A 16289-nucleotide genomic window follows, 5' to 3' on the forward strand; every position below is an offset into this window, starting at 1 on the left:
CCTTAGCGATCAGGCGACTCTATTATCAACGGACTGAACAGGGCACTCATAAAGACCCCAATTAAAACAATAATACCGAAAGCAGCAATGGCTGGCGTTGAGCTGAAACTTAATGCACCAAAAGCCACCATGGTAGTGAAAGCTGACAGATAAATGGCCTGCAGCGCATGCTGTCGCTTTAAACGCCCTGCGCAGAAAACGCCGTAGTCGATACTGAGCACCAATACGAACATAGCGCCAATACAATGAAACAAGTTCAGAGGTTGTATTAGCTGAGCCAGCAGCAACGCTGTTGCGACCGACAGCGTCATAACACAGGTAACCTGCCATGCCGCCTGAACACGCTGCTTATGACTCTGTTGTGAGCGTAAAAATAGCGCCAGTATGGGTAAGGAAACGACCAGTAAAACAATGAGCCATAGCTGCATGGAATGCCGATACTCGGTCAATGCGTCTGATGCATGCTCAATGGGGTTAAAATGCTCCAGTCTGCCTGGTATCTCTTTAATATCACCCGAACTAAATGGCTGTTTTAGCCGGACAACGCTCATCCAGCCTGCTTCGGCTGGGTATAAGAACTGGTTTTCTAAAGGGTGTTTCTGGGGGGCGCCGTTGAATGCAGGCGCGTCGATACCCAACCATTGCAGATAGCCTTCGCCGGCCTGGCTTTTAAAAAGGCTTTGCTGACCTTCCACCACTTGTTGCTGTTCTGACACCGGCAACACGTAATCGTAAAGACTGACGCTGCCGTTCAAGTTGGCTAAGTCGCCGGTACGCTCTAGCGCTTGCTGCTTCGTTTCGCCAGCCACCAACAGTACATCGGGCTGAAAATAAAAGTCGGTGGTTTCCCGCAAATGGTTTTCCTGCTGCAGCAACGACTCCGGTGAACTGGCCAGTAACCGGACGTTATCATTAGCGGTAAATGACCACACCAGCAGACCCAGAGTGGTCAGAGCCATAGCACTTAACCAATGTGTTGTGGTTTTGTTACGCATCTGCCGGTAAAGATTGGTCATATTGAGGCAGAACTGCTGCCAGCGTGGGGCAGGCTCTTTTGGCTCCGGCAACCATGGCAGCGTCGTCACCACCAGGGTCATAGCAGTAATTAAGGCCACTGCCATAAAAATGCCTAGCTGTTGCAATAAAGGTAAAGGCAGCAGCAGAAGTAAGACATAACCTAAAACAGTGGTTAAACCGCTGAGCCATAAAGCCGGCTTCAGTGCTGACCAGGCCGTTTTCCCATGACTGCGGGCAATAAAGCCATGAATAACGTAGTCAATGCACAAGCCGATAAAGCTGGTCGCAAACACCAGCATCAGCACATGCGGCCGGGAGCTTAGTAACAAAGTGACCAATAGACCCGTCGCTGCCGACACACCCAGCAACAGCAGCGTATAGAACAACTGCTGCCCCGAACGGAAAACCCAGAGTAACAGAGCCAGTACCACCAGAAGAGACAGCCCGCCAAACCAGGTCATTTCTTTTTTGGCCTGTTTTGCTGCCGCATCGGAATGAAACAGCAATCCACTTTTATAGAGCTGAATACCGGGCAACTGCTCAGTAACTTTACTGGTAAAGTCATTTATTGCCTTAACGGACTGCCCGGACTGGTTCACGCTTAACGCATCGCCTGCAATACGCAGCGGTACCAATACCTGCCGGGTTGATTCTGACGAACGAGTATAAAGCCCGCCGTGGCTCTCATACCCCGGCATTAAATCTGGTAATTGCTGTATAAAGCGCTGTGTCAGTAATAGCGGATCGCTCTGCAGCGGCGTTAAAACCGGGGCGGGACTTTGTAAGGTTTTTTGGGCGCGAGCGATCAACGATTCATAGTCACCACTTGCAAGCATTTGCCTGTCACGAAACGTTGCTAGTCGTCCTGCCTGCTGTTGATAAAATGACAATACCGCTTTTGGGTTTGTCATTTCAGCCAGCTGTAGGGTGGGTTCTACGTGGAACAGCTGACGTAACTGCTCCTGCACAACCTTAAGAATCTCAGTTTCGGAATGCTGCTTCGATTCAAACCCCAGCAACAATTGCTGCGAGTTAGGTTGCTGGCTTTTTAAATAGCTACGTTGCAGATCAGAGACTTCATTAGGCAGAGCGTCTGCCAGACTGCTGCTCCATTGCGTATTCGGCAACTGCATAAAAAGCCCCGATACCACAATAGTAATGAAAACAAACAGCAGCAGTAATCGGGGCGCCCTAGCGGCGCGTGCGCCTTTCATTCCATGTTACCTTTGGCTCAGTTCAATACGGGTCGTGTTACCGTTTTGCTCAAACAACTCCACAAGTTCAACGCGATCATCTCCACAGCTGTGGATTTTTTCAATCACACTGGCCAGCGCGTCTGCCTTTGGCACCATCACCACGCAATCTTGCTCTACCGACAGGTTGAATTGCTGCTTAAGCACCGCTTCATCCTGTTGCAAAATAGCCAATAACAACTGCGCAATGGTGTCACTGCCACTTATCGACTCCGCACCACCCTGCTCAAAAATACCCTGACGGTTTATGGTCAATTCCTGCTGCTGAGGTTGCTCGGTTGTCCAGATAATTTCATCCATACTAATATCCAGTTGCCCCGAACTCACCAAAGGCCTAGGCAGCCCTGACAACTGTTTTTTCTGATGGAAGTCCAGCGACAGCGGCAACGGCTCTGATTGCTTCTCTAGTGCCGACAGCGCCTTTAACGAGTTATCGTCCTCGGCAGAAGTAACTGCTGAGACCATAAAGAACACCGTTGCCACCAATAAACGCATCATGAGCGCTCAACCCCCAGCTTTTCAAACACAATGTCAGGGGATTCAAACAGCATTTCGCGCGTTTTTTTACACACGGCTACCTGCACACTGGTGGCTTTGGTTAGTAGCTCGTTACTCTCAACACAGCGAATTTCATAATTCATCTTCAGTCGGTGTTCCCACTCGGCTAAGGTGGCAGTTACCCTTATGTGCTGTCCGTAAGTAGCCGACGCAACGTATTTTAAGCGTAAGTCGACAATTGGCCACAAATGACCGTTGGCTTCCATATCCGGATAGTCATAATTGAAGGTACGCAACAACTCACTGCGCGCCATTTCAATGTATTTTATGTAATGCCCATGCCAGACAACGTGCATGGCATCGACATCGAAAAAGGGAACATCAATAGTCAAACTGGCTTGTTTCATGCTGGCTCCTGATACAAGTTCCAGACTTTTAATCGTAACTGGGTCAGCCAATAGCGTAACTCCGGCTCTAACTGACGATCTTCCGTCAGTAGGTCAAACTGGCTGGCCAGGCTTTCAAGCATTTCAACAACACCAGACGATGGGCTCACAGGCTTCTCTGCTATGCGCTTGCGCAACTCAACGCCTTGATAAGCTGCCAGCAAGGTTGCGATAACCACCTGTTCGGTCAGCTCCAGAATACGGATACAGTCACGGGCAGCAATAGTACCCATGCTCACTTTGTCCTGGTTATGACACTCAGTTGAACGCGAAAAGACACTGGCGGGCATGGTTAATTTCAATGCCTCGGCGGTCCAGGCTGAGCAGCCAATTTGCACCGCTTTGAAACCGTGGTTGATGGATGTTCTCTCGCCTTCTGCCGCAGACAAATTAGAGGGCAAACCGTGGTTCATTTTCGTGTCCATCAGCAGCGCCATTTGCCGATCATGCAGGTCCGCCAGGTTCGCCACAGCCGTTTTCATCGAGTCCATTACCATAGCAATATGACCGCCATAGAAATGCCCACCATGCAGAACGTGCTCTCCCAGACCGTCAATAATGGGGTTGTCATTGGCGCTGTTTAATTCATTTTCTATGGTTTCTTGAAACCAGGGTAAACTGTCCTTCAATACGCCGATAACATGAGGCGCGCAGCGAATGGAATAACGGTCCTGCAGGCGCGATGAATTTCTCGGGTGCTCCACATGGTTCAGGTCTTGCTGGATCCAGCTGGCTACTTGTTGCTGCCCTTTATGAGGTTTTACAGCAAAAAGCAGGTCATCAAAATGGTTACTGTTTCCTTCCAGGGCTATGCTCGCCAAAGAAGTAATACGGCTGGATAACCGGGTTAGATACTCCGCTCTGTCCCAGGCCAGGCAAGCCAATGCAGTCATTACAGCAGTACCGTTCATAATGGCCAGGCCCTCTTTAGGCCGCAGTTTGTGAACCGACATGCCAAGCTCTTTAAAAGCTTCTGCACTGTTCATCACTTTGTCGCGAAAACGCACGTCTCGCTCACCAATAAGCGCACCGGCAATGTACGACAAAGGCGTTAGATCGCCGCTGGCACCTACGCTACCTTCTTTTGGAATAAGCGGTAGCATGTTTTCGTTCAGCATCACCACCAGGCGCTCCAGCAACTCCCAGCTGACACCGGAATAACCTTGTGCCAGCGAGCTTAAGCGCGTTGCCAGAATGGCACGGGTTTCCTGCTCATCGAAGGTATCGCCCAGGCCGCAACCATGAAAACGCGTAAGGTGAATGGGCAATTCATTAACTAAGTTCTCCGGTACCGTTACGGTGCAGCTGTCGCCATACCCCGTTGTTACGCCGTAAATAACACCGTCCTGCTCAAGTAATTCATCCAGAAAACGGACACCGGCATCGACTTTTTCGACAAACTCCGGCGCATCGCTTAATGCGACCTGCGCTTTGCCATTGGCTATTTCTACCACGTCTTTAATGGTCAACGGGCGGCCACCAAAGGCTATAATCGATGTCGTCATACTACTGACTGTCCTTCTTCCAGAAATCAAAAAAATTAAACCACTGATAAGGGTAGCGTATAGCTAATTTCTCCAGTGTTTCACTGTAAGCTTTCAGAACTGGCTGCAAAGCCTCCCGCCTGCTTTTTCGCGGTAGCTTCAGTTGGTCACACGCATGGTTGAGATATAAATCGTAATGTCCGTCATCGGAGTTCTTTAAGCAGAATAAAAAGTACACGGGGCATTCTAACACACTGGCCAATATCCATGGCCCTAAGGCAAATGCAGCGGGCTTACCTAAAAACTCCTGATCTATGGTCTGCCCGGGCTGAGTCACCGAAGTTCTGTCCCCTACAATGACCACAAACTCACCTTGTTCAATGCGCTCTTTCAGTAATATGGTCAGTCCCATATCAATGTCGGTCACCTGAATAAGGTCAATATCAACTTTCGGGTTAACGTTTTTTAATGCGCGGTTAAATGATTGCGCATGTTGGGTAAACACCAGTACATTCATGCGCCGGGTATATTTTTTTGAAGCCAGCGCTCGCGCAACCTCCAGGTTACCCAGGTGACTACCGATAAGAATGCCGCCCTTAGGTTGTTTTTCTAAATCGTCAAAGTGGGTGTCACCACAGTTACGAACCTGATTCTTAGAAACCTTACCGACCCAGGCATCAATTTTTGCCAGAGCGTGCAGACCAAACTGCCAAAAATGGTACCAACTTTGGCGCCATCCCGGCTCGGCAACAAAAGGAGACTGTTCAGCAGCAAATGAATGCACACGGCGAAGGAAGTCCAAAGAAGCTCTGCGAGGAGCGCCTCCGGTCAAAAAGAAGTAAGTGATCACTGGCGCTAAAATCAGCCGCATTAACCAGTGGCCGCCATACTGATAGGCTCGAAGAACAATGACGATGCCCCAGTAGCTGCCGCGCTCTTTCTTTTTCGCCCAATGCTTCTCCACCATAACTAACGTTTAAACCTACGTAGCAATAAAAGCGGAATGCGTGGCAACATGCCAAAAAACAAGCGTGTATGCAGCCAGGAAATTTTCAGGTTATCCTGCAATGCTCTGAAGTGTGACTGTCCGCCTTGTGGGTAAATCACCTTGGTTGGAATAAACAAAACTGGTGTACCCGCCCAGTATAGACGCACCATAATTTCAATATCGAAGTCCATGCGTGTGCCAATATCGCGACGCTTTATTAAGCCCACTGTCTGGTACAAGGGATATACCCGGAAACCACACATAGTATCCTTTATCTGCATCGATAAAGTTTCGATGTGCACCCAAAAGTGGGTGATCTTGCGCCCAATGCGTCGGCTGGTCGGCATGCTGTCATCATACTGCGGAAACCCGCTTATCAGCGCGCCGGGGTTCTGTTTCGACAAAGCTAAAAACTCAGGAATATCATTACTGTCATGTTGGCCATCAGCGTCTATTTGCAACGCGTGAGTAAAACCTTCTTCAGCCGCCAAATGAAACCCGGCCATAACCGCCCCGCCTTTTCCACTATTTTCGGGAAGCGTGTGCAGTAGTACAAGTGACTTATGCTCTTCCGCTAAAGTTGCCAGCACTTCTTTGGTATGAACATTTGAGCCGTCATCAACAATAATAATTGGCAACTCGTAAGGCAGCAGTCGCTCAACCGTTGCCGTAATGGTTTTATCGTGATTATAAATAGGAATAAGAAAGCAATACTGAGACATATTAATTAAACACCAGGCGTCCGGAAGACAGCGCTTTATCACCGTCAGAGTATTTAAAGGTAACGCAGTCTTCGCGTTTTCTCTCAATGAACAAGTCAACCGTCGCCCCGGGTAAAATCATGTCGTTAAACTTGAGGACTTCAATGCGTTGAATTGAGGTGGGTGTTGACCAGTGCTCAGTCGCAAGCTGCACCACCCAGTCAAGTTGTGCGACCCCGGGTAAAATCGGCGCTGAAGGAAAATGTCCCTGCAAATAAATACAATCTGCTTCTAATTGAAACTGTCCATTAAGTGCCGGCTTTTCATTCTCGCCGGCGCTTTCGGAGAAGAGAATAAACTTAGGTAGTTGAGTCTGCATAATATCTCTACTTTTCCTCTTCGAACAACGCCTGTAGGTCAGCCTGAGTGACTTTGCCGGCGCCGTTATAAGGTAGCTGCGCCACATAGCGAAAACGTTTAGGTAAAACAACTTTTTCAAAGCGCTGCTGTAAATGATGCCGCAACTCCTGACGCACTTTAAAACGCCCCTGGGCATTAAGTTCTGCATTTCCGGCGGAGTTCAGCACTAACACCAAACCCAACTCAACACGAGGGCTATGTAACACACAAGCTTTGGCTGACTCGACCCATTCGTGCTGCTGAATAAACTGCTCGACTTCGTTCAGCGATACTCGCTTTTCAGCAATTTTAGTGACTCTGTCCTGGCGTCCGAGTAACAGAAAACACCCCTGCCCCTGAAGCTGAACTTTATCTTCTGTAGTATACGGCCTTTGTGGCTCTTTAAGATACGGTGACTGAATAACCAGTATATCGTTGTTGTCGCAGCTTACCTCTATGCCGGCCAGAGGCTTGAAACTATCTGAAGCACCCGGATTACGCTGCCGCCAGGCTATACCTCCGGTTTCCGTACTACCGTACACTTCAATGGGGGCCTGCAGTTCATTGTCAGCGAAGTTGTTAGGAACTGAGCCCGGCAACGGTCCACCTGACGAAAAGACCATGGTCAAAGCGTTTTTATGCTGCGCCAGCTGTGGCAAGTTATCCAAACGCTGCAAGTGTGCAGGACTGCTTACCAAAGCGTAACGCCGACCGTCAGCTTTCGCCAATAGTTGCTGCAGTTGCTCAGGGTAATCGACTAAAGGTAATGTTACCGAACGCCCGGCTGCAAGAGGCCATAGAACTGTAAACAAAAGCCCGTAAATGTGCTGATGAGTCACCGTGGCCAGAATATCCGTCTGGCCGAGTTTGTCTGCAAAGGTCTGCTCCAGCGTCTCTACTTCCAGCCATAACTGTCTTAGCGTTTTTTCTACTGCTTTAGGTTTGCCACTGCTACCGGAGGTGAAAAAGGTCAGAGGGGAGTCCAAGTCACCTTTTAAGATCAAAGAAGGCGCATCAGAACGCCCTTTGGAGGGTAATTCTTCCGGTACTCTGAATGCATACTGAGATGATAGCTCTGACAGGGTCGCAGGCTTATCATTAGCCGGAAGAATAATTCGCTTTTTACTCTCTAGCAGCGCAAAGAACCAAACACTAAAACGATACCAGTCACGCTGATAAAGTAACGCATCGCCTTTCTGCTCATTAAGCCAATGAGTAGCGGCAGCCACATCCTGAAGCCAGGCTGAAACACTGATGGGTTCACCATTAATTGAGGCTAGTTTTGCATCCGGGCGCAGCCATTGCAGCTCCCATTGCTCAGTGCTTGTTTTTAACAACACGCCGCACACTCCACTCAACCACAAAAAGTAACCCAATCAGCAAGTAAGATATAAAACCGTTGTATAGCGTCCAAAGCTCAATGTCACCACGAACTGCCGTCGCCAGCGCAATAGCACCATTCATAAGGAAAAATACGGCCCAGACCATGGTCACTTTTTCAGTGTAAGCAACGGCCTTCTCAGACAATGAGCCTTCCATCAGCGTCGCTAAGCGGGTTATTACCGACGGTTTGCGCCATAAGGACGCAACAAAAACCAGCAGCAATGCCGCATTCATCCAGACCGGATAGAACAACACACCTGTCAGCTGGTCAGCAAAAATAGCCGTTACTGAAACGACCAATAACACTGCCATTGAAAGCCAGCTTCTGGGATGACCAATACCCTGGGCAACAATGCTTAAACTCAGTAAGGTAATCAGTGCCAGTAGCAGCCAGTTTGTCAGGCCGTTCTGCGCAAACCACCAAACCATCAGAGGGTAGGCAATCAGTAAGCCACTGATTAATAAACGCAGAGCCGTTTTCATTAATCGCTGTGAACGAGTTTATAAACTTCTTCGACAACATCCTCGACAGTACGCACCGCTTTAAACGCATCCGGGCTGATTTTTTTACCAGTGATTTCGCGTAATTTAACCACTAAATCTACCGCATCAATCGAATCAAGATCCAAATCCTGATACAGGTTTGCGTCTAAAGAAATATCATCAGATTCTATCTCGAAGTCTTCTTCAAGAATTTGAACTAATCGCGCATACACTTCGTCTTTCGTTTTCATCGTTCCCTCGTTTATTCACCGCGATTATTAGCGACAAAGTCCGCTAACGTATCAACACTGTAAAAGTGCTTTTTTGTTTCCGCTGAGTTTGCATCCAGCTTTACGTCGTACTTTTTCTTTATTGCCAAACCCAGTTCCAGTGCGTCAATGGAATCGAGGTTCAGGCCGTCGTCATCGTCTCCGAATAACGCGGCTGAATCATTGATATCTGATACCTCAACATCCTCAAGATCCAGCGACTCGATAATCAAGGCTTTGATCTCTTGCTTCAGGTTTTCCGTCATCTTCTAACACCTTTTCATAGTAATTCTGTAAGTCGCGAGTCAGTTGACGCGCGGCAATGCTGAGCTTTTCAGCATTGCAGTATACGGCTGAATCTATTTCGCCTAAATAATGCACCGACAAGGTAGGCTTTTGTTGCGGTGCACAGTACCAGGCCTCATTTTTAATCAAAGTTACAGGTACGCATTCCACGCGTAGTGCCGTAATTTTAGCCCGTGTACGCAACGCCAAATGCGCTGCGCCACGTTGGAATTTGACTACTTTTCCTGGTGTCGTGCGCGTACCTTCAGGGAATATAATGAGGTTATTCCCCTGCGCCAGCGAGCGCTCACAGTCGTTGACCAAATCTTCCGGATCGTCATTGCTTAAATAACCCGTTGAACGGATAACGCCCCGCATAAAAGGATTCTTCCAGAGATGTGACTTAACCACACAGTCCGGATTCGGCACAAAAGAAATCAATGCCACGACATCAATTAAGCAAGGGTGATTCGCAATAATGACATGACCCCGGACGTTTCGTAGCTTCTCAATTGCCTTAAAGTCAAAGTTGAACACGCCCGTCCACTTCATTACGCCGATAAACCACTTAAACGTCAGTTGCACTAACCGCCGGGCCCGGGCCTGACGCAGCTGTTCATTTCCGTTAGATAGTAAGGCGAGTAAAGGCAACGCAGTCACCGACAGCAACAGGCCACCTAAGCCAAAAATGGCAAAGCAAAGTCCTGTGGCGAAACGTCGCCAGGTGCGATTAATTACCTGCCAGAGACTAAGCAACATGCCAGCTCCACCTTACCCCGTTATAGTCTTTGACCACCTTACCGCCGCCGGCATCCAATATTTTCTGCACGCTGTTAGCAACTGACCAGACGTCTTCCTGTAATTGACTTTCTTTTCCAACCCGACGATCCAAAATCAATTCTTGTCCGTTTTTTCTATGGAGTAAAACCGCATGAGAAAAACCGGTTACCGGCGATTTAACCTGCCCGGAATACACCGCGGGAGGCACTTCATCAGCATACACTAACAGTACCTGCTCAGCTTCGCTTTGTAGCTGGCTTAACGCCTCTAACCACCCTAAAGGGTAGGTTTGCTCACCCGCCGACAAGGTTGTCATAGACTGCCTGTTGTCAGCGGCCATGCTGTACTGTCCCAGTACGGCATTATTCACCGAAAGCGCAAACTGGGTTGGCGACAAAATTTCCCCCCGCACCAGTTCCCGCAGTAACTTCTCGGTGCGGTGTAAGTCGCCATGTCGGGTTGCCAATACCACCGGTGTCTCTTGCAACTGAGGGTGTCTTTCACTCAATTCCAGCATGGCAGTTATCAGTACTTTCGCATACGAGCTCAGCCGCCGTCGGGTCGAAGCCGGAATTTGCTTCAGCCGTTCACGACATTCGGTCTGGACTAATGTACTATCAGCTACAAAGGCTCGCATAGGGTTTGGACAGATACTCAAAAAAGAAGCGGAATAGTACAGAATCTCACTCTACATTTCAAAAATATAACATCGCATATGGTTATCGGATATAGGCTCTACAACGACACAGCATCATCCAGGCAAGTGTCGGAAGCAACGCGGGACTTACTGATACAGCTTGTCAGAAAGTACTGGCTGGTTTCCGGACCTGTTCACGTCACTATAGACAAAACTCCTTCCGGTGCCCCACTACTGAGCGTAAACGATCAGCCCGTTTATTGCTCACTTTCTCATAAATCGGGATTCATCGCCGCCGCCTACTCAACAACCTGTAGTATCGGCATAGACGTTGAGAACTTGCGTACCAGCAAAAACTACCAGCGCATTCGTGACTATTATAAAGATGGATTTCTGGCAGGTAGCTCTTTGACTAAGCAAGCATTTTTCCGGCAGTGGACCTTAGCCGAAGCGGTAGCCAAAGCCTCAGGTGAACCCTTGCTTAAAGTTCTGGAGCAGCCACTTGAAAGGCAACAACACGCTGCAAAACACTTCCGGATAAACTCTTTTTTGCTGTGTGCTTACCAGGCAGTGACAGCGGATAAAGTCAGTGATATCTCACTGTATCAGCTCGACAGCGATAACCAGTGGCAGTAGTCCCGGGCTATAACACTCAAATCCGACTCTGCTCGCCAGTTTAGCTCTCTATGGGCTTTGTCTACCTCGGCGTAGCAACTCTCTACGTCGCCCTGCCGCCTCCCTGAAAACTGAACAGGGATGGTGCGCCCGCTCGCCTTTTCAAAGGCCCGTATAACCTCAAGCACCGACTCGCCTTTGCCCGTTCCCAGATTAAAAACCTGATGCCCGGTTTGTGCAAATCCCACCTCCAGTGCAGCCACATGGCCTTGTGCAATATCGCAGACATGAATGTAATCGCGTATCGCTGTGCCGTCATCGGTCAAATAGTCATGGCCGAAAACATGAACTGAGCCGACTTTGCCAGTAATGACATCACCAATAGCCGGAACCAGGTTTGCCGCTGGCTTAAGCGGTTGTTCGCCGAGGAGCCCCGAAGGATGAGCTCCCGCCGGGTTAAAATAGCGCAAACTGACCGCGGAAAAATTGGCATTGCTGTTACAGTAATGACTTAGGTCGCATTCAGACTGAAACTTTGTCTCGCCATAAGGGTTAGTAACGTCTCCCGCTGAGGCCGATTCAGGAATTGGTACTGTTGACGGGTTTCCATATACGACAGCAGAAGACGAAAACACTAGCCGGGTAACAGAAAATGCTTTCATTACCGATAGCAGTTTACGCGTACCGTCCACATTAGTCGTAAAATACTGGTCTCTTAACTGATAACTTTCCTGGGGATTCTTTAGCGCCGCAAAATGGATAACGCCATCAATAGAGTACTGCCGAAAGACACCGATTAATGCGTCGATGTCGCAAATATCGACTTGATGAAAGTCTGGCCGCTTGCCTGTAACCTTCTGTATTTTATCAATGACCGACGCGCTGCTGTTGCTCAGGTTATCAACAACAACCACTTGGTAACCGTTGAGTATTAACTCAACCACGGTATGCGAGCCAATAAAACCGCAGCCTCCGGTAACCAGTATCCGTTTATTCATAGATCTTGCGCCCAGCAACGTTAGCGTCACTAAAAGTCAAAGGGCCGAAATAGTATCGGCTGACTTTTACTAAAGCAACTGAAACTCGTAAACAACAGGCCTGTAGGGGAAAGTCGACGAGAGAAAAAAGACATTGTTGTTATCGTTTATTACGCAAGTTATTTAAAGTTAGACTAAACGTAAAGAGAACAATTACCGTAAAAACAACTATAACTCACATCTGGTGGACTGATTTGCTTATGAATAAAGGCAAAAACTGGCTTATACACACATTGGGCTTTCTCGGGCTAATCCCCTTTTTAGCATCGTCTCTTGCTGCATTAATGGGGACGGGCGCATTTTGGGGCATACAACCGTTGGAGTTCTTAATCACCTACGGCGCTATTATATTAACCTTTTTAGGTGGCACCTTATGGGGGCGGGCTTTACATCGTGCTGAAAGCGAAAAAACCGCAGGCTTACTACTACTAAGCAATGTTTTTGCTCTTTTAGCCTGGTTCACAATACTCATTAACCTACCCGCCTGGTCTCTGGGTCTGCAAATGCTCGGTTTTGTTTTAGTCCTTTTCTTTGAACAAAAGCTCGCCCGCAGCTCCGCCATGACTTCTTATATGGGCTACTATCGTATTCGCGTTTTATTAACAACAGCCGTTGTTGTCTGTCAATTGCTGGTATTCGGCAACCATATTTTGTAACGCTACTTGGTCTGGTGGTAACGAGCCAGAGTTTCGGCGTAAATAAGGCGCACGTCCTTACTGAACTTTTCAACCGAATAGTCACGAGCAAACGCCAGAGCATTGTCTGAAAGGCTCTGGCGCAAATCCGTATCATCCAGAATTTGTTTAACCCGTTCGCACCATAACGACTGCTTAGCCGGTGTTTTGTAACCGTTATGCCCATCTTCAACGACATCATCAATACCGCTTGAGCGCACCGCAACCACCGGCAGACCGGCAGCCATCGCTTCCAGAATAACCATACCCTGAGTCTCCGACTGAGACGCAAATAGAAACGCGTCACCGAGTCGGTACCAGGCGGCCATCTGCTCAGGAGGAACAGCACCGACCAGGGTAATGTGCTGCTGCAGGTTCATGTCGTCAATGCGCCCCTGTAATCTGCGACGCTGATGGCCGTCACCCACTATCAACAACCGGAATGCTTTATCCGTCTGCTCCTTCAATTGCGCCATGGCGTCTATCATGAAGTCGATATTCTTTTCATTAGAGAGCCGGGAAACGCTGACAAAAACGGTTTCGTCGCCAATATTCTGCTGTTTACGCAAGTCCTCGACCTGTTTCGCGTCAACCTGCTGAAAGCGATCAAACTCAATGCCGGTTGGCTGTACAAAGGTCGGACGCTTTACGCCTATCATGCGTAAGTACTCTTCAGTAGACTGCGTAGGCACAATCACACCATCGCATTTGTTTGCAAAACGACGAACCAAAAAGTGCGCAATAATGTTACGAAACAGCGAGCCGGGCAAAAACACAAAGTGAGCATAGTGCTCTAGCCGGGTGTGATACGTATAAACCACAGGAACTTTAAGTCTGCGAGCCACAAAAACCCCGAGCGACCCTATCCAGAACGGGTGGTGTACATGAATAATATCCGGCTTGAACGCTTTGACCTTTTTACGTACGGCGCCTGAAAAAATATTGGCAAATCGAAACTCGCTTTTTTCACCAAAAGAGAATAACGAAGGCATACGCACCACATTCTCTTCTTTTTCTGCTGCACGTTGATAGCGCGGTGCAACAACCAGAACTTTGTCCTTAAGCTGCACCAGTCCGCTTCGTAAGCGTTCGATAGAAATAGGCACGCCACCAATAAAGGGCAAGTAATTGTTGGTAAACATAGCCACCCGCATGGTTTTCTTAAGCCAGGGGTCAGGGTCAATGTCGTAGTCCGGATAGTACTCTTTTCCGACAAACACAGCGTTATAGAGCTTGGTACTAATAACCAGGAACAAACTGACTAAGAGAATAAAGTTGAGGTAACCCACATAAAACAGGGAGTGAATAAAGAACCACAGACTTTCCAGTTGCTTCAAAATAGGGTGCTGACCAACTTCCAGCTCTTCAACCGAATGCTCGACGGAACCATCGGCGCTCACGGTCACTTTCACATAGTGATAAAAGCTTTCATCCTGGTTCAGTACCAGACCACCTGCACCACCGGTTGTTATGTAAGGTATGCCGTTATGTTCTTGTTCGGAATAAATTGAAATGTTTGATGAAAACACCCGGTCGACACCAAAGTTTTCCAGCGTCTGCAGTAACGCGCTTCTGAATTCAGCAGGCTGTAAAAAGTCGTCATCCTCGGCCAGAAAAAACGCTTCTTCCGGCTCCAGAGGTGGGTGGCCAATAAAAACAAACCGATGCGTCGACTCATCCGCCTTAAGAGTGTCGGTTAACCACCGTAACTGCCACTGCCAGGGGGTTTTTTCAGTGCTGTCGAGGAAGATAAAACGGCTGTCACCGGCGGTAAAGCTGAAAAAATGAGGCCCATAGTGATCATAAAAACGAAAGCTGCCAAACTCTTCGTATTCGTTGTTACCAAAGGTCAATAAATAAGGCATATCCAAACGGGACAGAGTACCCCGTATTGCCCGGTATTTGTCCTCTCCGCCGCTGCTAACAGCATTTCCTGCGGACACGAGAAAGTCGACATTGGCATCGTTCAGCATTGGAATAATGCGGCGTTCAAAAATGCCTACCGAATTATTGATGTTACCAACCACCGCAAAACTGTAACTGTCTTGTCCTTCCAGCCTGGCGCTGATAGCTGCAAGCTGATCAGTATGCTCTGCCTCGAATTCAGAAGTCACCAGGTTCAAATAAACTTTATAGCCAATAAGGCTAACAACTATGGCTATATTTAAGTAGAACAGGGCTTTTAATAATTTCTTTTTATTCATTGTATGCCCTGTGTTTTGGCGGAGTTAACTAAGTATCGTTGTAAAATAAACAGCCCCAACAGCATGCCCAAATAGATGGTTAAAAAGCGCCAGCTGAAGGTAACCAACAGCAAATGATTTTTAGCTAAGATGTCACTGAAAAAGCTACCGAAAACGCCTTCAGAAATACCAGATGCCCCCGGGGTTGGCGCAAAATACATTATAAAAGTTGTGACAACCAACAGTCCCAGACTTATCAAATAATTTACATCGTATCCCAGCCCCCACATCAATAATGCCGGAAAACTGAACAGACTGAGCAGGAAAATAAAGGTAAATAACACGGACAGTAAAATAGCGACTTTCGAGCCACGACAATATTCGGAAAAACTATGAGAAAAGCGCAGCATCTCGCGTCGCGTTTTATACTGCCAACGCAGATGACGCTCCGGGCTAATCAGTTGTAATTTATGTATGCCCTTACAAAGGAAACTTAAGGGTCCGATAAGCCAATGCGCTCTGAGTAAAACGACGGCGAAAAAGAGCAGGTACAGTACAATAAATACCGCTAGTGCAGTACCAATATCGCTAATAATCGCTTTGTCCTGCAAAGGCTCCAGCGTTAACAAAAATACCGGCGTCAGTGAGAAAATAAAGAAAATAGCCAGTACCGTGCGAATCGTCGTGGCCGCTGTTGCCTTACCAATAGGCACGCCGTGTTCGTGCAGAAACCAAACTTGAGCAAAGCCGCCGCCGGTCGCCATAGGCGTAATATTGGAAAAGAAAATATTGATAAAAACCAGTTTTGCCATGGCTTTCTTAGGTATCCGGTAACCCAGAGCCCGCAGTGTGTAGTATAGACGTAAGCCATCAGCGGTAAAATAAACAAGCAAAAGCAAGACAGTAACGCTGAGTACTTCCGGGGCGAACAGACGAAAATCAAAGGTTAAACTACGACCGGAGAAATGATCATAAATGGCATAAAAGCCAGCAACCGTAAGCAAAACAAACAGCACACTAAACAGCGCTAAACGTTTCCAGGAGGCTTTGTATTGCTTTTCTTCTTCCACTGAAGCGGTCATTTTCTGCTGTCTACTCCCTACAAAGCCTAATGCTTAAGGATTATGGAGTTGTCCCGGTGGGATGTCAAAACCGTT

The 16289-nt window shown here is 48.0% G+C and carries 18 protein-coding genes; 2 read left to right on the forward strand and 16 right to left on the reverse strand.

Going from position 1 to position 16289, the window contains the following annotated elements:
• Nucleotides 1–2: 2 nt before the first annotated feature.
• From ACP7FG_RS05480 to ACP7FG_RS05540, 13 genes are read right to left on the reverse strand one after another with little or no spacing between them, the layout of a single operon-like run.
• The gene (locus ACP7FG_RS05480) at nt 3–2231 is read right to left on the reverse strand and encodes an MMPL family transporter (RefSeq protein WP_439225774.1); all 2229 of its coding nucleotides are present in this window, start codon (nt 2229–2231) and stop codon (nt 3–5) included.
• Nucleotides 2232–2237: 6 nt separating this feature from the next.
• Nucleotides 2238–2768 (reverse strand): LolA family protein, encoded by a 531-nt coding sequence (locus tag ACP7FG_RS05485; protein ID WP_439225775.1) that lies wholly within the window; start codon nt 2766–2768, stop codon nt 2238–2240.
• Nucleotides 2765–3175, reverse strand: a complete 411-nt coding sequence (locus tag ACP7FG_RS05490; protein ID WP_199493987.1) for an acyl-CoA thioesterase — start codon at nt 3173–3175, stop codon at nt 2765–2767. The genes ACP7FG_RS05485 and ACP7FG_RS05490 overlap by 4 nt, the downstream gene beginning before the upstream one ends.
• Nucleotides 3172–4719: an HAL/PAL/TAL family ammonia-lyase gene (locus ACP7FG_RS05495; protein WP_439225776.1), complete on the reverse strand. Its 1548-nt coding sequence runs from the start codon at nt 4717–4719 to the stop codon at nt 3172–3174. Before ACP7FG_RS05495 ends, ACP7FG_RS05490 begins: the two co-directional genes overlap by 4 nt.
• A gap of 1 nt (nt 4720) precedes the next feature.
• Nucleotides 4721–5665, reverse strand: a complete 945-nt coding sequence (locus ACP7FG_RS05500) for an LpxL/LpxP family acyltransferase (RefSeq protein WP_439225777.1) — start codon at nt 5663–5665, stop codon at nt 4721–4723.
• A 2-nt stretch (nt 5666–5667) separates the two neighbouring features.
• Nucleotides 5668–6408 (reverse strand): glycosyltransferase family 2 protein, encoded by a 741-nt coding sequence (locus ACP7FG_RS05505; protein ID WP_054488773.1) that lies wholly within the window; start codon nt 6406–6408, stop codon nt 5668–5670.
• A gap of 1 nt (nt 6409) precedes the next feature.
• The gene (locus tag ACP7FG_RS05510) at nt 6410–6766 is read right to left on the reverse strand and encodes an ApeI family dehydratase (protein WP_439225778.1); all 357 of its coding nucleotides are present in this window, start codon (nt 6764–6766) and stop codon (nt 6410–6412) included.
• A 7-nt stretch (nt 6767–6773) separates the two neighbouring features.
• Complete coding sequence (locus ACP7FG_RS05515) at nt 6774–8126, reverse strand: AMP-binding protein (protein ID WP_439225779.1); 1353 nt, start codon at nt 8124–8126, stop codon at nt 6774–6776.
• Nucleotides 8104–8652 (reverse strand): hypothetical protein, encoded by a 549-nt coding sequence (locus ACP7FG_RS05520; protein ID WP_439225780.1) that lies wholly within the window; start codon nt 8650–8652, stop codon nt 8104–8106. Before ACP7FG_RS05520 ends, ACP7FG_RS05515 begins: the two co-directional genes overlap by 23 nt.
• A complete protein-coding gene (locus tag ACP7FG_RS05525) occupies nt 8652–8903 on the reverse strand; it encodes an acyl carrier protein (RefSeq protein WP_439225781.1) in 252 nt (83 codons plus the stop codon). The genes ACP7FG_RS05520 and ACP7FG_RS05525 overlap by 1 nt, the downstream gene beginning before the upstream one ends.
• 11 nt (nt 8904–8914) lie before the next feature.
• Nucleotides 8915–9187 carry a phosphopantetheine-binding protein gene (locus tag ACP7FG_RS05530; RefSeq protein ID WP_054488782.1) on the reverse strand — a complete coding sequence of 91 codons (273 nt, stop codon included), beginning with the start codon at nt 9185–9187 and terminating at the stop codon, nt 8915–8917.
• Nucleotides 9129–9965, reverse strand: coding sequence for a lysophospholipid acyltransferase family protein (locus ACP7FG_RS05535; protein ID WP_439225782.1), 837 nt, complete (start codon nt 9963–9965; stop codon nt 9129–9131). Before ACP7FG_RS05535 ends, ACP7FG_RS05530 begins: the two co-directional genes overlap by 59 nt.
• Nucleotides 9955–10623: a beta-ketoacyl synthase chain length factor gene (locus ACP7FG_RS05540; protein WP_439225783.1), complete on the reverse strand. Its 669-nt coding sequence runs from the start codon at nt 10621–10623 to the stop codon at nt 9955–9957. The genes ACP7FG_RS05535 and ACP7FG_RS05540 overlap by 11 nt, the downstream gene beginning before the upstream one ends.
• A gap of 126 nt (nt 10624–10749) precedes the next feature.
• On the opposite strand from ACP7FG_RS05540, the gene ACP7FG_RS05545 reads away from it, so the two are divergent.
• Entirely contained in the window at nt 10750–11259 is a 510-nt protein-coding gene (locus tag ACP7FG_RS05545; protein WP_439225784.1) for a 4'-phosphopantetheinyl transferase family protein, read from the forward strand.
• Here ACP7FG_RS05545 and galE read toward each other — a convergent pair.
• Complete coding sequence (galE, locus tag ACP7FG_RS05550) at nt 11229–12236, reverse strand: UDP-glucose 4-epimerase GalE (protein WP_439225785.1); 1008 nt, start codon at nt 12234–12236, stop codon at nt 11229–11231. The two genes, ACP7FG_RS05545 and galE, sit on opposite strands and share 31 nt — an antisense overlap.
• 239 nt (nt 12237–12475) lie before the next feature.
• Here galE and ACP7FG_RS05555 point away from each other — a divergent pair, with 239 nt between their 5' ends.
• Nucleotides 12476–12931 (forward strand): DUF3429 domain-containing protein, encoded by a 456-nt coding sequence (locus ACP7FG_RS05555; protein ID WP_199493980.1) that lies wholly within the window; start codon nt 12476–12478, stop codon nt 12929–12931.
• Nucleotides 12932–12933: 2 nt separating this feature from the next.
• Here ACP7FG_RS05555 and ACP7FG_RS05560 read toward each other — a convergent pair whose 3' ends face one another.
• Nucleotides 12934–15153, reverse strand: coding sequence for a glycosyltransferase (locus ACP7FG_RS05560; RefSeq protein WP_439225786.1), 2220 nt, complete (start codon nt 15151–15153; stop codon nt 12934–12936).
• Nucleotides 15150–16214: a lysylphosphatidylglycerol synthase transmembrane domain-containing protein gene (locus ACP7FG_RS05565; protein ID WP_271332069.1), complete on the reverse strand. Its 1065-nt coding sequence runs from the start codon at nt 16212–16214 to the stop codon at nt 15150–15152. Before ACP7FG_RS05565 ends, ACP7FG_RS05560 begins: the two co-directional genes overlap by 4 nt.
• Between the last annotated feature and the right edge of the window lie 75 nt (nt 16215–16289).

It is taken from the genome of Idiomarina sp. ST10R2A5 (genome assembly GCF_051842325.1).
Classification (GTDB): Bacteria; Pseudomonadota; Gammaproteobacteria; order Enterobacterales; family Alteromonadaceae; genus Idiomarina; species Idiomarina abyssalis.

Excerpts from the sequence above, each read along its gene's own strand:
- ACP7FG_RS05555 (WP_199493980.1), top strand. The coding sequence starts at position 12,476 with ATGAATAAAGGCAAAAACTGGCTTATACACACATTGGGCTTTCTCGGG.
- ACP7FG_RS05480 (WP_439225774.1), bottom strand. The coding sequence starts at position 2,231 with ATGAAAGGCGCACGCGCCGCTAGGGCGCCCCGATTACTGCTGCTGTTT.
- ACP7FG_RS05530 (WP_054488782.1), bottom strand. The coding sequence starts at position 9,187 with ATGACGGAAAACCTGAAGCAAGAGATCAAAGCCTTGATTATCGAGTCG.
- galE (WP_439225785.1), bottom strand. The coding sequence starts at position 12,236 with ATGAATAAACGGATACTGGTTACCGGAGGCTGCGGTTTTATTGGCTCG.
- ACP7FG_RS05540 (WP_439225783.1), bottom strand. The coding sequence starts at position 10,623 with ATGCGAGCCTTTGTAGCTGATAGTACATTAGTCCAGACCGAATGTCGT.
- ACP7FG_RS05495 (WP_439225776.1), bottom strand. The coding sequence starts at position 4,719 with ATGACGACATCGATTATAGCCTTTGGTGGCCGCCCGTTGACCATTAAA.
- ACP7FG_RS05525 (WP_439225781.1), bottom strand. The coding sequence starts at position 8,903 with ATGAAAACGAAAGACGAAGTGTATGCGCGATTAGTTCAAATTCTTGAA.
- ACP7FG_RS05485 (WP_439225775.1), bottom strand. The coding sequence starts at position 2,768 with ATGATGCGTTTATTGGTGGCAACGGTGTTCTTTATGGTCTCAGCAGTT.
- ACP7FG_RS05520 (WP_439225780.1), bottom strand. The coding sequence starts at position 8,652 with ATGAAAACGGCTCTGCGTTTATTAATCAGTGGCTTACTGATTGCCTAC.
- ACP7FG_RS05500 (WP_439225777.1), bottom strand. The coding sequence starts at position 5,665 with ATGGTGGAGAAGCATTGGGCGAAAAAGAAAGAGCGCGGCAGCTACTGG.
- ACP7FG_RS05560 (WP_439225786.1), bottom strand. The coding sequence starts at position 15,153 with ATGAATAAAAAGAAATTATTAAAAGCCCTGTTCTACTTAAATATAGCC.
- ACP7FG_RS05510 (WP_439225778.1), bottom strand. The coding sequence starts at position 6,766 with ATGCAGACTCAACTACCTAAGTTTATTCTCTTCTCCGAAAGCGCCGGC.
- ACP7FG_RS05490 (WP_199493987.1), bottom strand. The coding sequence starts at position 3,175 with ATGAAACAAGCCAGTTTGACTATTGATGTTCCCTTTTTCGATGTCGAT.
- ACP7FG_RS05535 (WP_439225782.1), bottom strand. The coding sequence starts at position 9,965 with ATGTTGCTTAGTCTCTGGCAGGTAATTAATCGCACCTGGCGACGTTTC.
- ACP7FG_RS05565 (WP_271332069.1), bottom strand. The coding sequence starts at position 16,214 with ATGACCGCTTCAGTGGAAGAAGAAAAGCAATACAAAGCCTCCTGGAAA.
- ACP7FG_RS05505 (WP_054488773.1), bottom strand. The coding sequence starts at position 6,408 with ATGTCTCAGTATTGCTTTCTTATTCCTATTTATAATCACGATAAAACC.